15 protein-coding genes are annotated in these 14,389 nt (G+C 76.3%); 8 read left to right on the forward strand and 7 right to left on the reverse strand.

The window, feature by feature from the left end:
- Nucleotides 1-9: 9 nt before the first annotated feature.
- Together ACFV4F_RS20165 and ACFV4F_RS20170 are read right to left on the reverse strand one after the other, a co-directional pair.
- Nucleotides 10-2,988 (reverse strand): lysylphosphatidylglycerol synthase domain-containing protein, encoded by a 2,979-nt coding sequence (locus ACFV4F_RS20165; RefSeq protein WP_380504158.1) that lies wholly within the window; start codon nucleotides 2,986-2,988, stop codon nucleotides 10-12.
- A 63-nt stretch (nucleotides 2,989-3,051) separates the two neighbouring features.
- Nucleotides 3,052-3,813: an SDR family oxidoreductase gene (locus ACFV4F_RS20170; RefSeq protein WP_380435668.1), complete on the reverse strand. Its 762-nt coding sequence runs from the start codon at nucleotides 3,811-3,813 to the stop codon at nucleotides 3,052-3,054.
- A gap of 228 nt (nucleotides 3,814-4,041) precedes the next feature.
- Between ACFV4F_RS20170 and ACFV4F_RS20175 the strand changes: the two genes are divergently transcribed.
- From ACFV4F_RS20175 to ACFV4F_RS20190, 4 genes are all read left to right on the forward strand, one after another.
- Nucleotides 4,042-4,890, forward strand: coding sequence for a helix-turn-helix transcriptional regulator (locus ACFV4F_RS20175; RefSeq protein WP_380435670.1), 849 nt, complete (start codon nucleotides 4,042-4,044; stop codon nucleotides 4,888-4,890).
- 72 nt (nucleotides 4,891-4,962) lie between these two features.
- Complete coding sequence (locus ACFV4F_RS20180) at nucleotides 4,963-5,232, forward strand: UBP-type zinc finger domain-containing protein (RefSeq protein WP_380435672.1); 270 nt, start codon at nucleotides 4,963-4,965, stop codon at nucleotides 5,230-5,232.
- 154 nt (nucleotides 5,233-5,386) lie between these two features.
- Entirely contained in the window at nucleotides 5,387-5,659 is a 273-nt protein-coding gene (locus ACFV4F_RS20185) for a hypothetical protein (RefSeq protein WP_380504161.1), read from the forward strand.
- A gap of 167 nt (nucleotides 5,660-5,826) precedes the next feature.
- Nucleotides 5,827-6,804: a sigma-70 family RNA polymerase sigma factor gene (locus ACFV4F_RS20190; protein ID WP_380504164.1), complete on the forward strand. Its 978-nt coding sequence runs from the start codon at nucleotides 5,827-5,829 to the stop codon at nucleotides 6,802-6,804.
- On the opposite strand, the gene ACFV4F_RS20195 is transcribed toward ACFV4F_RS20190, so the two are convergent.
- Nucleotides 6,712-7,020, reverse strand: a complete 309-nt coding sequence (locus ACFV4F_RS20195; protein ID WP_380435678.1) for an STAS domain-containing protein — start codon at nucleotides 7,018-7,020, stop codon at nucleotides 6,712-6,714. The genes ACFV4F_RS20190 and ACFV4F_RS20195 overlap by 93 nt on opposite strands.
- Before the next feature lie 200 nt (nucleotides 7,021-7,220).
- Between ACFV4F_RS20195 and ACFV4F_RS20200 the strand changes: the two genes are divergently transcribed.
- Nucleotides 7,221-7,712 (forward strand): NUDIX domain-containing protein, encoded by a 492-nt coding sequence (locus tag ACFV4F_RS20200; protein ID WP_380435680.1) that lies wholly within the window; start codon nucleotides 7,221-7,223, stop codon nucleotides 7,710-7,712.
- A gap of 63 nt (nucleotides 7,713-7,775) precedes the next feature.
- On the opposite strand, the gene ACFV4F_RS20205 is transcribed toward ACFV4F_RS20200, so the two are convergent.
- The gene (locus ACFV4F_RS20205) at nucleotides 7,776-8,531 is read right to left on the reverse strand and encodes a Clp protease N-terminal domain-containing protein (RefSeq protein ID WP_380496711.1); all 756 of its coding nucleotides are present in this window, start codon (nucleotides 8,529-8,531) and stop codon (nucleotides 7,776-7,778) included.
- Between the two features lie 105 nt (nucleotides 8,532-8,636).
- On the opposite strand from ACFV4F_RS20205, the gene ACFV4F_RS20210 reads away from it, so the two are divergent.
- A complete protein-coding gene (locus ACFV4F_RS20210) occupies nucleotides 8,637-9,221 on the forward strand; it encodes a GNAT family N-acetyltransferase (protein ID WP_380504167.1) in 585 nt (194 codons plus the stop codon).
- A 53-nt stretch (nucleotides 9,222-9,274) separates the two neighbouring features.
- Here ACFV4F_RS20210 and ACFV4F_RS20215 read toward each other — a convergent pair whose 3' ends face one another.
- From ACFV4F_RS20215 to ACFV4F_RS20225, 3 genes are all read right to left on the reverse strand, one after another.
- A complete protein-coding gene (locus tag ACFV4F_RS20215; RefSeq protein WP_380435686.1) occupies nucleotides 9,275-10,015 on the reverse strand; it encodes a tyrosine-protein phosphatase in 741 nt (246 codons plus the stop codon).
- A 210-nt stretch (nucleotides 10,016-10,225) separates the two neighbouring features.
- Nucleotides 10,226-10,948, reverse strand: coding sequence for a VC0807 family protein (locus ACFV4F_RS20220; protein ID WP_380504170.1), 723 nt, complete (start codon nucleotides 10,946-10,948; stop codon nucleotides 10,226-10,228).
- Between the two features lie 179 nt (nucleotides 10,949-11,127).
- Nucleotides 11,128-11,823: a hypothetical protein gene (locus ACFV4F_RS20225; protein WP_380504173.1), complete on the reverse strand. Its 696-nt coding sequence runs from the start codon at nucleotides 11,821-11,823 to the stop codon at nucleotides 11,128-11,130.
- Between the two features lie 295 nt (nucleotides 11,824-12,118).
- Here ACFV4F_RS20225 and ACFV4F_RS20230 point away from each other — a divergent pair, with 295 nt between their 5' ends.
- Both ACFV4F_RS20230 and ACFV4F_RS20235 read left to right on the forward strand, forming a co-directional pair.
- Nucleotides 12,119-12,958 (forward strand): RNA polymerase sigma factor, encoded by an 840-nt coding sequence (locus tag ACFV4F_RS20230; RefSeq protein ID WP_380504178.1) that lies wholly within the window; start codon nucleotides 12,119-12,121, stop codon nucleotides 12,956-12,958.
- Nucleotides 12,955-14,052: a hypothetical protein gene (locus ACFV4F_RS20235; RefSeq protein WP_380435692.1), complete on the forward strand. Its 1,098-nt coding sequence runs from the start codon at nucleotides 12,955-12,957 to the stop codon at nucleotides 14,050-14,052. The genes ACFV4F_RS20230 and ACFV4F_RS20235 overlap by 4 nt, the downstream gene beginning before the upstream one ends.
- The last annotated feature ends 337 nt before the right edge of the window (nucleotides 14,053-14,389 follow it).

The following is a 14,389-nucleotide window of genomic DNA, read 5'->3' on the forward strand; positions in this document are numbered from 1 at the left end:
GCCGTGGGCTCACAGGGCGCGGCGCCGCTGCAGCCAGGCGAACGCCGCCCAGCCCGGCAGGACGGGCAGGATCAGCGTCAGGCACCGGTAGAGCACGACGGCCGCCACCGCGCCGCCCTGCTCCATCGACGCCGCCGACTGCAGCAGGGCCCCCAGGGCCCCGTCCATCACACCCGCCCCGCCCGGGGTCGGCGCCGCGTTGCCGATCGGGCTGCCGATGAGGAACACCACCGCGACCGCCGCGAACGACGGCTCCTGGCCCACCGCACGGGCCGAGCAGTACAGGCAGGCGGTCAGGCACATCGAGACCATCAGCTGCCCGGTCACCCCGACCGCCAGCCGTCCCGGGTTGCGCAGCAGCTCCAGCAGCCGCGGCAGCACCTCCGCCGTCAGCGGCCGCAGCCGCGCCGCCAGCCACCGCCGGGCCGGCGGCACCGCCGACACCGCGGCCAGCAGCACCGCCGCCCCCGCGAGGCCGCCGGCGACGGCGGGCAGCGCGTCCAGCTCCGAGCCGCCGGGCTCCTGGCCGAGCAGGTAGACGAACGCGCCCAGCTGGAGCAGGTGCAGCACCAGCCCGATCAACTGACCGACGCCGACGCTGGACAGCGCCTGCGCGGTCGGGATGCCGGCCTGCTGCAGCAGCCGGGTGTTCAGTGCGACGCCGCCGACGCCGCCCGGCGACACCAGCTTCGCGAAGGACCCGGCCACCTGCGCGAGCACGGCGTTGCGGAAGTCCAGCCGCTCCGGCACGAAGCCGACGAACCCCATCGCCGCGGTGACGTGGCTCGTCGCGGCGGCGAGGACGGCCAGCAGCAGCCAGAGCGGATCGGCGTCGGCCACGGCGGCGATCGGGTTCCGCTCCGCCGAGAACAGCTGCGGGATCAGCAGCCACCCGGCCACCACCCCGCCCGCCACCGCGAGCAGCGTCCGAGGCCGCAACCGCTCCAGCTTCACCGGCCGCACGGCCGCCTGCGGCCGCAACCGCAGGACCTCGGCCCGGATCCCGTCCAGGAGGTCCGGCGCCTTGGCCTCGGCGGCCGGCCCGTCGGCGGCGGGGGCGGTGGCCGTCGGGGTGACGGTGGGCCCGCTGGAGGCCGGCTGGGCGGTCCCGGGGCGGCTCCCGGCGGCAGCCTCGGTGGGGGAGGCGGCCGTCTGTGAGGTGGTCGGCCCGTCGGCGTCGGGGCGGGTGGTGGTCTGGGGCGTGCCGGTGGCGGTGGGGGAGGCGGCCGTCTGGGAGGCGGTCGGCCCGTCGGTGTCGGGGCGGGTGGTGGTCTGGGGCGTGCCGGTGGCGGTGGGGGAGGCGGCCGTCTGGGAGGCGGTCGGTCCGTCGGCGTCGGGGTGGGTGGTGGTGTGGGGCGTGCCGGTGGTGGCTTCCCCGCTGTTGCCGGAGGACGCGGTTGCCTGAGAGGCGGCAGGGCCGTTGGTGCCGGGGCGGGTGGTGACCAGGGGCGTGCCGGAGGTGGCCCCCGCCGTTCGCGTGGCCGCAGGCCGGCGCTTCAGGGAGTGGCGGGTCGTGGGTGCCAGGGCTATCGGCTGGAGCAGGGGGAGGGCGGCGGCGACGGGGTCGGGGCCCAGGGCGGCGATGGCGGTGCGGACGGAGCGGGCCGGGCCGGCGCGCAGCGCGAGGGTGGTGAGGAGCTGGGCGATGTCGCTGCGCAGGACGAGTTCGCTGGCGGCGATGTCGCCGTCCGCGAAGTCGACGAGGTGCACCGCGCCCGCCGGGTCGACCAGGAGGGCGGACGGGGCGAGGGCCCGGTGGGCGATCTCGCGGCGCTGGAGGAGGGCGAGCTGGTGCCAGGCGTCGGTGAGGAGGTCGTCGGTGATCTCGTCGTCGGCGAGTTCGTCGAGGGTGCGGCCGGCGAGGTGCTCGTACGCGATGAGGGCGGTGTCCTGGCCGAGTCCGGCGGTGGCGGCGATGCGGCGGGTGCGGACGCCGGCGGCGACGGCCGCGTACGAGACCAGGGCCTCGTGCTCCAGGCCGGTGCGGGGGGAGCGCAGGGCGCGCGGGTGGGGCGCGGTGCGCAGCCGCAGGCGGCGCCAGGCGCGGTGCAGGGCGGCGGCGGTGACGGCCTGGCGGTCGAGGACCTGGACGTCGAGGTCGGGGCGGCCGTCGGCCTGCCGGACGAGGTGGCGGTAGGGCCCGGCGGGCTGGACGGCGGTGGGCCGCAGGCCGCTCTCGCGCAGGCCGCGGAGGATCTCGGCGGGCCGGGGCCGCGGGTCCGGGGTGCCGACGGCGTAGAGGACGCCGTGGGCGGCGGTCCAGCCGATGAGCAGCCCGAGGAGGAGCGCGGTGGGGGTGGCGTAGCCGGCGGCGAGTCCGGCGAGGCCGGAGAGGGCGAGGACGGTCCAGGGCAGGCGCCGCTCGCGGCTGCCGGAGGCGGTCAGGAAGGCGAGGGCGGGCGCGAGGTACCCGTACACGGGCTCGGTGTGCCCGGTGGGCCCGCCGGGCAGGGCCTTGGTGAGGGAGGCGAGCAGGGAGGCCGGGGCGAGCCCGTCGGCCCACATGCCGACGGCGAGGGTGAGGCCGTACGCGAGGACGGCCGCGAGCAGGCCGTCCGAGACCTGCTGGAGGGCGCGCCGCCGGTCGGGGCCGAGGAGGCGGCGGACGGCGAGGCCGACGGGCAGGAGCAGGACGGCGGCGGTGGTGAGGCCGCCGGCGAGGCCCGCCAGGGGGCGGGGCACCAGTTCGGTGGCCCCGGAGATGTCGGCGGCCAGGCCGCTGGTGGTGGCGCGGGCGTAGTCGGCGAGCAGGAGCGTGAGGGCGGTTCCGAGGAGGCCGGTGAGCAGCCGGACGAGGGCGACCGGCTGCCGTATTCGGCCGGTGTCGAGCACCCGGGCAGGGACGCCCCCGCCCGCCCCGGACGCGGGAGCGCGCTCCGCCTGCCGGGGCCGTTGCCCCGGCAGGTGCCCGGGCGCAGCGCCCGTCCCGGCACCGTCGGCCCCCGCGCCGCCGGTGCCGCCGTCCGTTCTCCCCGTCACGATTGCCACGGGGGGCATGCTCCCATGCCCCCCTGAGGGCGCGCCGTGAGCCGAGAGGCCAGCAGCGGCCCCTCACGCCTGCCGGGTGGGCAGCGCGACGACGTGGCGCAGGTTGACGTGCCGGGGGCGGGTGACGGTGTAGGCGATGAGGTCGGCGATGTCGTCCGCGCCCAGGGCCGGGATCGCCTCGAACATGCCGCCGAGCTGCTCGCGCAGGGCCGGGTTGTCGATGTGCCCGCCGAGTTCGGTGTCGGTGAGGCCGGGCTCGACGGCGCTGACCCGGACGTCGCGGGGGCCGAGCTCGGTGCGCAGCGCCGCGGACAGCTGGGTGAGGCCGGCCTTGGTGGCGCCGTAGACCGCGTAGTTGGGGAAGACGACGTGCGAGGCGATGGACGAGACGTTGACGAGGTCGGCGGCGCGGCCCTCGGCGGCGGCCTCGACGAGGTCGGGGGTGAAGGCGCGGACGATCCGCAGGGCGCCGGTCAGGTTGGTGTCGATCATGCGGGCCCACTCGTCGATGCGGCCGTCGTCGAGCGGGTTGGGCAGCATCACGCCGGCGTTGTTGACCACCAGGTCGACCGGTCCGAAGGCGGCGTGGACGGCCTCGGCGGCGGCGTCGACGGAGGCCTGGTCGGTGATGTCCGCGGTGACGGCGACGGCCTGGCCGCCGGCCCCGGCGATCTCGGCGGCCAGGTCCGCCAGCCGGTCGGCGCGGCGGGCGAGCAGGGCGACGCGGGCACCGCCGGCGGCGAGCAGCCGGGCGGTGGCGGCGCCCATGCCGCTGGCGGCTCCGGTGACGACGGCGGTGCGGGTGGCGAGGGCGGGGTAGCTCATCGGGAGGCTCCGGGGCTGGGGCGGTCGGGCTGACGACGACCACTCTGCTGCGGCGGCGGACGGCTACCCAGGGCCGAGCTCTTCCCGGGAACCACGGACCCGGGAACCACGGACCCGGGAACCACGGACCCGGGAACCACGGACCCGGGAACCACGGACCCGGGAACTCCTTTCCTGGGAACGGCAGTACCACCCTCCCGCGCCGTCCCCCGGACTACGCTGCCGGGCATGGAGAACAGCCTGGGGGACTTCCTCCGTTCGCGCCGGTCCCGGATCCAGCCCGAGGAGGTGGGCCTGCCCTCGCACGGCCGCCGCCGGGTGCCGGGGCTGCGCCGGGAGGAGGTGGCGCAGCTCGCGGGCGTGAGCGTGGACTACTACGTCCGGCTGGAGCAGGGCCGGGGCGGCAGCGCCTCGGACACGGTGCTGGACGCGGTGGCGCGGGTGCTGCGCCTGGACGACGTGGAGGCGGAGCACCTGCGGTCGCTGGCCCGCCCGCCGAAGCCCTCCGCCGTCTCCGCCGCGCGCGGGAGGCAGCAGGTGCGCGAGGGCACCAGGCTGCTGCTGGACATGATGGCGGGGGTCCCGGCGTTCGTGCTGGGGCGCCGGATGGACGTCCTCGCGTGGAACGGGCTGGCGGACGCGGTGCACGGCTACTCGTCCCGTCCGGGGAGCGACACCAACGCCGCCCGGCAGGTGTTCCTCGACCCGGCGGCCCGCGAGTTCTACGTGCAGTGGGAGGCGGTGGCCGCGGAGACGGTCGCGTACCTGCGGCGGGACGCCGGGCTGCACCCGGAGGACGCCAAACTGGGCGCGCTGGTGGGCGAACTGTCCGTGCGCAGCGAGGAGTTCCGCCGCCTGTGGGCCGATCACCAGGTCCGCGAGAAGACCCACGGGGTGAAGCTGGTCCGGCACCCGCTGGTCGGCGAACTCGACTTCGGCTACGAGACCCTGGGCGTGCACGGATCGCCGGAGCAGCTGCTGGTCGCGTTCACGGCGCCGGCCGGCTCGCCGACCGCGCAGAAGCTCGCGCTGCTGGCGAGCTGGACGGCGGACGGGAGCCCGGCCCGGGTGGAGTGAGCCGCTGCTCCGCGGCCGTTCTCGGGCGTGTCTTCGCGCCCCGCCCCGGGCGGGCGTCACTACCCTGCGGGCATGACCGCCGCCTGCGAAGACCTCGCCATGGCCCCCGAGACCATCCGGCCCGCCCCGCCCGGCGACGGCTGCGCCGACTGCCTGGCCGAGGGCCGGCGGGACTGGGTGCACCTGCGGATCTGCCTGGACTGCGGCCACGTCGGCTGCTGTGACTTCTCACCGGGGCGGCACGCCACCGCGCACTTCCACGCCTCCTCGCACCCGGTGATCCGCTCGTACGAGCCGGGGGAGGACTGGCGCTGGTGCTTCGTCCACGAGGCCATGGGCTGAGCGGCGCCGCCGTCGGGTGCGGATTCCCGGTGGCACCCGGCTCCAAGCCGGATAAAATCCGGACATAGCGCTCGTCCGATTTTCGAAGCGCAGCGCCCGAGCGGCCACCGGCCGACGTCCGTCGCCGTCGGTGACCGCCGAAGGGAGGCCGACGATGACCAAGCGAACACCCGCCAGCACCGCCAAGCTCCGCCAGGGCACCCAGGACCTGCTGGAGCGACGCGGCATGGCCAGCAGCCCCAAGCAGCTCGCTCCACGCGTCCGCACCGGCGGCACCTCCGGCGCGACGGCCGGGTACGCCGCGGGCGACGCGTTCCGCCACGGCGGGCGCGACTCCGGGACGGCGGTGGCGCACGCCGCTCCGGCGATGCACGCCGAGCTCAAGGGCCACCGGCACCGCGGCGCCGAGAAGCACTCCGCGCACTGAGCGGCGCCACTGCCGCCGGGGGTGGGCGTCCGCGCCGGGCGCCCGCCCCTGACGCGTGCTCAGGTCCGGTTGGGGCGACCGCCGGAACGCTCCGGGTCGACGTGTCGGACCCCTGCGGTACGGTCGTCGCGTCGGCCGAAGGGCGGCCAGGGCGACGGGGGCGCACGATGACGGACGTGATCACCGAGGAGCCGGTCGAGGTCCAGCTGGAGCGGTACCGGACGGAACTCACCGGCTACTGCTACCGGATGCTCGGTTCGGTCTTCGAGGCCGAGGACGCGGTGCAGGAGACGATGGTCCGCGCCTGGCGCGGACACAAGAACTTCGAGGGCCGGGCCGCCCTGCGCTCCTGGCTGTACCGGATCGCCACCAACGTCTGCCTGGACGCGCTGAACGGCCGCAACAACCGGGCCCGCCCGATGGACCTGGCCGGCCCGGTGACGGTCGCCACCGCGAGCGACGCGCAGCTGCCCGAGATGACGTGGATCGGCCCCGCGCCGGACGGCCGGGTGCTGCCCGAGACGGGCGACCCGGCCGACGTGGCGGCGCAGCGCGAGTCGGTGAAACTGGCCTTCGTGGCGGTGCTCCAGCGCCTCGCACCGCGCCAGCGCGCGGTGCTGATCCTGCGTGAGGTGCTCGGCTGGCCGGCCGCCGAGGTGGCCGAGCTGCTCGGCGTCACGGTGGCCTCGGTCAACAGCGCGCTCCAGCGCGCCCGCGCGGTGCTCGCCGGCGGCGGCGCGGCTGCCCGCCCGGCGCCCGCCCTGGACGACGACCACCGCGTGCTGCTGGACCGCTACGTCAGCGCCTTCGAGGCCTACGACATGGCGGGCCTGGCCGCGCTGCTGCACGAGGACGTCACGCTCAACATGCCGCCGTTCGCGATGTGGCTGCGCGGCAAGGACGAGATCCGGGCCTGGATGCTCGGCCCCGGCTGCGGTTGCCGCGGCTCGCGCCTGCTCCCGGTGACGGCCAACGGCGGTCCGGCCTTCGCGCAGTACCGGCCGAGTCCGGCGGGCGGGCACGAGCCGTGGGCGCTGATCGTGCCCGAGGTGTCAGACGGCCGGATCACCGGGCTCACCAACTTCCTCGACACCGACGTGCTCTTCCCGCTGTTCGGCCTCCCGGCCCGGTTGGAGGCCGAGTAGCGGCGGGGGAGCCACGGGCAGGACGTCGGCCAGCCCGCTGAACGCGAGCAACTCCCGCAGCGGGCCGCTCGCGTTCAGCAGCAGCACGCCCACGCCGTGCCGGGCGGCGGCGAGCCGCAGCCGGGCGAGGGCGTCGACGACCGCCAGGTCGGGGGCGGTGAGCGCGCCGAGGTCGCAGGTGAGCGTCCGGCCGGTGGTGGTTCGCTTGGTCTCCATGCGGGTTGGACCGCTCCGGCGGTCGCGAATCATCGGTCCGGCGCAGGTTCGCAGGTCCGGTTCGGGTACGCGGGTCCGGGTGGTCCGCCCGGGGGCCCGCCGCGTCCGTCCGCCCGGCGGCCGCGGTGGCAGAGTAGGGGCCGCAGGGACCACCGTTGCCGCAGCCACCGGCTGTGGGCACCGTGCCGAGGAGGAACGCCGTGTCTGCTGAGCCTTTGAAGTCCCGTGAGGAGTGGCTGGCGTCCCTGCCGCGGATCTACGCGGCGGCCGGCTGCCTGCTGCGGGACGAGTCCGGGCGGATGCTGATCGTGAAGGCCGGGTACCGCGAGCACTGGCAGTTCCCGGGGGGCACGATCGACCTCGGCGAGGGGCCCGCCGAGTGCGCCGCGCGGGAGCTGGAGGAGGAGACCGGGATCGTCAAGGCCGCCGGCGACCTGCTGGCGATCTCCTGGACCCACCCCTCGAACGAACTCGACCACCCGGCCGAGCACTTGCTCTTCGACTTCGGCACCGTCCCGGACGGCACCCCCGTGACCGTCCCGGCCGGTGAGCTCGACGACTACCGCTGGGTCCCCGACGAGGAGGCGCTCGTCCTGCTCGGCCCGTCCCGTTCGGCGCGGCTGCGGGCCGCGCTGGAGGCGGCCGTCGACGGCCGGGTGCGGATCGTCACCACGAGCGTGTCGGGATTCTGACGGGGCGCCGGGAGAGCGGTGCGGGCCCCGGGGCGGTCGACCGTCGCGGGGCCCGTCCGTGGTTCAGGGCTGCCTCGGGTCCTCGCTCCGGGCGGCGACGATGGCGGTGAGGGCCTCCGAGACGAACGTCTCCGTCTCGGCCTTGTCGACGTTCAGGTCGGCGAGCACGCCGGTGCCGTTCGCCTGCTCCAGCAGGGCGAGCAGGATGTGCTCGGTGCCGACGTAGTTGTGGCCCAGCTTGAGGGCCTCGCGGAAGGTCAGCTCCAGCACCTTCTTGGCCTGCGCGTCGAACGGGATCAGCGCGGGCAGTTCGGCGGCGGGGGCCGGCAGGGCGGCGCCGGCGGCGGCGCGGACCGCCTCCGCGCCGACGCCCTGGGCGGCGAGCGCCTTGGCGCCGATGCCCTCGGGTTCGGCGATCAGGCCGAGCAGCAGGTGCTCGGCGGTGATCTCGGCGTTGCCGGCGTTCCTGGCCTCCTCCTGCGAGACCACGACGACGTGCCGGGCACGGTCGGTGAAGCGGGCGAAGCCCTGGCTGGGGTCGAGGTCGTCGGGGGTGGCGGGGTCCTTGGGGACGAAGCGCTTCTGGGCGGCCTGCTTGCTCACGCCCATGCTCCGGCCGATGTCGGTCCAGGACGCGCCGGAGCGGCGGGCCTGGTCCACGAAGTGGCCGATCAGGTGATCGGCGAGTTCGCCCAGGTGGTCGGCGGCGATCACCGCGTCGGACAGCTGGTCGAGCGCGTCGGTGTGGACCTTCTTGATCGCGGTGATCAGGTCGTCGAGGCGCAGCGGAGTCGTGCTGGGAACAACGGGATTCTCCATGCGTCAACCGTAGGTTGTCGATCCTGCATCGTCAACCGATAGTTGACGATACTGCCGGGTAGGCTTCGGGCGGTCGGGTGACGGAGTGGAGCGAAGGTGTCGGACATGGCGGCTGACCTGCGGATCATCACCCTGCCCGAGGCCGAGGTGCCCGCCGGACTCAAGCTGCGGGTGGCCGAGTTGCAGGAGCTGGCGTGGCCGGGCCCGCCCGGTCCGTCCGTCGCGCCCGTGCACGATCCGGCCCTGCGCCCGCTCTCCATGCTGCTGCTGGACGGCGCCCGCGTGGTGGCCGCGCTGGACGTGCTCTCCAAGGAGATCGTCCACGCCGGGCGGGCGTACGCGGCGAGCGGCCTGTCCACCGTCGTCACCGACCCGGCCTGCCGGGGCCTGGGGCACGGCCGGCGGCTGGTGGCGGCGGCCCGCGCCACCGCCCGGGAGCGTGGCGCGGACCTCGGGCTGTTCACCTGCGACCGCGAGTTGCGGGGCTTCTACGAGAGCGCGGGCTGGGAGTGCCTGCCGGGCGCGGTCCTGGTCGGGGGCACGGCGGAGGATCCGTTCCCCAGCGACCGGGAGGGCTTCGACAAGGTGACGATGGCAGCCTTCTTCACCGCGCGCGCCGAGCACCACCGGGCGGACTTCCCGCACCGCCGGATCGCCCTCCACCCCGGGACGGTCGACCGGCTCTGGTGAACGACCGGCTCCGGCGGCGGTCCGGCGGCGGTCGGGCAGCGGCCGGACGGCGGTCAGGCCGCGGGCACCAGCCGGGCCCGGACGGCGGCGACGTCGGCCGGCGTGACCCCGGCGGCGAGCAGGTAGCCGGCCGGGTCGAAGCCGTCGAGCGTGTCGGCCAGGGCGGCCTCGGCGGTGGTGCCGGCCTCGGCGAGCACCGCGTCGATCCGGCGGTACTGGTCCGGCAGGCCCAGCATTCCGTACAGCGGACGGACGTTGGGGCCGCTGAGCAGGTAGTCCTCGGCTATCGCGGCCGGGCGGACCCCGGCCAGGGCGAGCAGGAGGAGGGCGGCGAGGCCGGTGCGGTCGCGGCCGGCACCGCAGTGGACGACCACGCCGCCGGGCCGGGCGCCGGCCACCGTGGTGACCAGTTCGGCGGCGGCGTGCGGGCAGTGGTCCAGGTAGGGGCGGAGCGCGAGCGGGGTGCCGTCCAGCCGTCCGTACGTCTCCCACCAGGCGGGGCCGGCGAGTTCGTCCAGCGGGACGCGGACCAGTTCGACGCCCTCGGGGCGGGGGAGGAGCGGCTTGTGCTCCTCGGCGTTGCGCAGGTCGACGACGGTGCGGACGCCGTGGTCGAGGAGGGCGTCCCAGCCCTCGGCGGTGAGGCGGTCGAGGTTGTCGGCCCGGACGATCGCGCCGCGGGCGGTCGGGCGGCCGGAGACGGTGGGCAGTCCGCCCAGCTCGCGGACGTTCAGGCAGCCGTCCCAGACGAGCGTGCGGTCCTCGGTGGTGGTCTGCGCGTGCGTCCGGTTCATGCTCCCACCTCGCTGCGCTCGGCAGGGGCATTCACCCACGTGCACCTCTTCATGGCTCGCTCGCTCCGCTCGCTCACAGGGTTCCCCGTTTCGTCGTCCGGGGGCCCGTTACCCCCTCGTTATGAAGGACTATCGGGAGATCCGGATGGTTCCTCGCCGTTCGACCGGCGGAAACCCGCTGTTCGGACGTTCGGAAGGAAGAGGCGCAGGTCAGACGGCGGTCGGGGCCTCGGTCTCGGCGGTGAGCAGCTTCTCCATCGGCTCGGCGGCGATCTGGCCGAGCATCGAGCCGGCCACGATGGCGCCGATCAGGAAGACGGTGGACAGCCAGGCCATGGTCGAGACGGGGAGGGTGAAGGCGCCGACCACGCGGGCGGTGCACTCGGCCAGCAGCGCGGTGCCCCAGATGCCCGAGAAGACGCGCTCGTGGCGGTGGAAGGAGCGCGAGGCGGCCGCCCGGCCCTCGGCGAGCCGCTGCCAGGCGGCGGCGCGGGCGTGGTTGCCCTTGGTCAGGAAGGGCATCAGCACCGGGGTCATCACCGGCTTGCCGACGAGGGCGGAGACCAGGACGGCCACCGCGACGCTGCCGCTGAGCAGGCCGTCCTTGGCGAGCATCATCCGGGCGTCGCCGGTGAGGAAGGTGAGCGCCAGGCCGGCCAGGTTGACCGCCAGCATCAGCGCGGCCCACAGGTTGAGGGTGCGCTCGCGCAGCAGGCCGAAGACCGTCCGGCCGGCCGGGACGGCGCTGCTCCAGGCGAGGGCGGCGAACTCGCTCATCCCGAAGGCCGAGTGGAGCAGGTAGTAGCCGGCCAGCGGGGCGGCGACGTCCAGGAGGAGCGGGCGGAACGCGGAGCCCACCGGGTTCGACTGCTTCTCCGCGCCGGCCGGGGTGGTGGCGGCCTCGGTGGCGACGGCGCTCAGGGTCTGGCTCATGGTGGGTTCCTCCCCGCTGGTGGCCGCGGGGCCGGTGCCCGCGTCGTGCCTCCAGTCTTCCGGCGCGACCCTCCGTCAGATCAGTGCCGTCCGTTGCCTGATCCGCATGACAGACGTCATGGTGCGCGTCATGACACCGCCTCCGCCGGTGTGCCGGGAAGGGCCGGTGACCTGTGCTTTCACGCCTCGGCCGCGGTGAACGTCCACAGCGCGCGGCCCAGCGTGTCCGCACATCGCACGCCGTGGAAGCGCTCGTCCCCGGCCGAGAGGAAGCCGAGCGCGGTGCCCTCCAGCACGGCCCGGGCGGTGGCGTCGGCCCTCGTCCAGGCGCCGGTCAGGACGAGCACCCCGGCGACGAGCTCGGCGCGCCGGATCCGCGGCACCGCGGCGGTCAGCAGCGCGGCGTTGACGTCGTCCAGGTCGGCGGGGGAGAGGTACGCCTCGCCCGCGCCGGTGCGGTCCCGCTCGGCCCGGCGGCGCAGCTCGGGCAGGGCGTAGTGGCGGACGGCGGCCGCCGCGTCGTCCAGCGCCACCTGCCAGCGCGGTCCGGGCAGCACCTCCCACCAGACGTCGTCGCCGACCGGCAGCACCTCGCCGATCCGGGCCCGCCAGGTCTCGATGCCGTGGACGGTCCGCGGGTCGGGCCGGTGCCCGGGCAGGCCGGCGGCGGCCCAGTCGGCGCGGCGGACGACGCTGAGGCCGAAGGTGAAGCGGACCCGGTCGGCGGCGGGCCGCTCGACCAGGCCGAGCAGCAGCCAGTGCGTCTCGTCCGGGAGGCTGAAGGTGCGGCGCCACCCGGTGAGGCCCAGGGCGCGCAGGGCGGGCGCGAGGTGGTCGCGCAGCCCCGCCGCGTGGAGCTCGCGGGCGGCGGTCATGGAGGTCCTTCCGGGTGGCTGCGGGCGGCTGCGGGTGGCTGCGGACGGGCCGGGCGCGGGGTCGGCGCAGGCCGGTGGGGCGGGGGCGCACGGAGGCGCGAGCGTGACGGACGGCACGCCCCGGACGGGGGCTGCGGTCACGAGGTGGCGGCGGGCCCGGTCGATTCGCCCACGGACAACGTAGGCCTGGCGGCCCCGCCGCGGCCGTGGGCGAAGGGCGGTCGTCCGCGGGACCTTGGGCCCCGGGCGGGCCGGTCCAAGGTCAGGCCCGCCCGCGCCGCGCGGATGGCGCATGATGTGGCGGGTGCAGAGTGCAGAGCGCCCCGGAGCGGGCACCGGCAGCCCCGAAGGCCGGTCCGGACCAGTACCACCCGCCGCCCCGCCACCGGGCCCGGCCCCCGCTCCCGCGGACCTGACCGAGGCGGTGCGGGCCGCGCAGGACGGTGACGAGGAGGCGTTCCGGCTCCTCTTCCGGACCGTCCAGCCCGGCCTGCTGCGCTACCTGCGGGTCCTCGTCGGGGGCCGGCCCGAGGACGCGCAGGACGCCGAGGACATCGTCTCCGAGACGTGGCTGCAGGTCGCCCGCGACCTGCGGGGCTTCTCCGGCGACGGCGACGGCTTCCGCGGCTGGGCGGCCACCATCGCCCGCAACCGCGCCCTGGACCACCTGCGGGCCCGGCGCCGGCGCCCGGTGGCCGACCTGCCGTTCGAGTACCTCGCCGAACTGTCCGCCGGGGACGACACCGCGGGCGCCGCGCTCGCCCGGGTCGGCACCGGCGACGCGCTCGCGCTGATCTCCCGGCTGCCGCGGGACCAGGCCGAGGCGGTGCTGCTGCGCGTGGTGATGGAGCTGGACGCGGAGAGCGCCGCGCAGGTGCTCGGCAAGCGGGCCGGCACCGTCCGGATGGCCGCCCACCGGGGGCTGCGGCGGCTCGCCAAGCTGCTGGAGCAGTCGTTCGGGCCCGGTGAGGGGCCGGGCGAGGGGCCGGGATCCGACCGCGGGATCCCGGCCGCGCGGGCGGCCGGACAGGAGCCGGGGGCACCCTCCGGGAGGGCCGCCCGGAAGGCCGCGAAAAAAGTTTCTCCGCAGGGTGTGACAGAACGCCGGGCCGCGACGCTGAAGGACATGAGATGAGCACCAACCGATCCCGTCGGATCGACCGTGACGCCGCCGAGCAGCTGCTCGGCGGTGCCGTGGGCGGCCCGTCGGCCGGGCAGGACGCCTCGCTCACCGGACCGGACGGCGACGCCGCCGGGCAGGTCGCCCGGGTACTCGCCGCGGCAGCCGCCCCGGCGACGGCCGCCGAGCTGACCGGGGAGCAGGCCGCCCTGACCGCGTTCCGGGAGGCCCGTCTCGCGCCCGACCCCGTAGCAACGACCGCAACGACCGCACCCGTCCGGAGACGACCGATGGCAACCGCCGCCCTCGCCAGGGCCTTCAGCACGAAGGCCGTTGCCGCCGTGCTGAGCGCCACGGCGCTGTGCGGGGTCGCGGTCGCCGCCGGCACCGGGAACCTGTCGATCGGCAGCGGCAGCGGCACCGAGCCCGAGCGCACCCTCGCGAGCGGCGGCGCCACGGGCGCGCTGCCCACGTCCGGGCACGGGCCGGGCACCACCACGCCGGGCGGCCAGTCCGCCCGGCCGTACAACGGCCCCTCCGCCGGCGGCTCCGGCGGAGGCGCTCAGGGTCTCGGGCCGTCGGCCTCGCCGACGCCCGGGACCCCCTCCGCGACGGGGCGGGCCACACCGCCCGCGTCCGCCGCGATGGTCGCCCTCTGCCACACGTTCACCGACCGGAAGGGCAAGGGCGAGCACCCGCGCCAGCTGGTCCTGGACCCGGTGTTCACCCTGCTGGTCGAGGAGGCGGGCGGCCCGGACAAGGTGGAGGACTACTGCGGGGAGGCGCTCGGCCGGGCGGGCGACGACGCCCACCGCAGCGCCACCCCGCAGCCGACGCACGACGACCGCCAGGGCTCCGGCTCCGGTGGCGCGGCAGGCTCCGGTGGCGCGGCCGGCTCCGGCGGTGGCAACGCGAACGGCTCCGGAGCCGCGGGCGGCAGCGGCGTCGACGGCGGCAAGGGCAACGGCGGTTCCGGCGGCAACGGCGGCGGGAACACCACCAACGGTGGCGGGCCCAAACCCGGCCGGACCACGCCGACGCTCCCGGCGTCGCCCGCACTGCCCGACGTCCGCCCCAGCGGGCAGGACCGGCAGGCCGCCCAGGGGTGACCCACAGGACTCCGGGTGGGCGGTGGGCGAATCCCCCCGGGCCCGCCGCCCACCCGGATAGCAGGACCGCAGGACCGCAGTACCCGGCACCACCGCAGTAACCAGCACCACCGCAGTAACCAGCACCACCGCAGTAGCCAGCACCACCGCAGGACCTGCGGCACCGCGACACCCGCGGCGCCGCGGCGACCACCCGAGACCCCGGGTGGCCGGTCGGCTCCCCCGTGCCCACCGTCCACCCGGCCGGCCCCCGGCCGGACCGGCAGGCGCTCACCCCGGACGCGCCGCCGGCCCGGCCGGCCCGGAACGTGTGGCCCGCCCGCCCGCAGTCCGGGCG

The organism is Kitasatospora sp. NPDC059722 (assembly GCF_042733235.1).
Taxonomy (GTDB): domain Bacteria; phylum Actinomycetota; class Actinomycetes; order Streptomycetales; family Streptomycetaceae; genus Kitasatospora.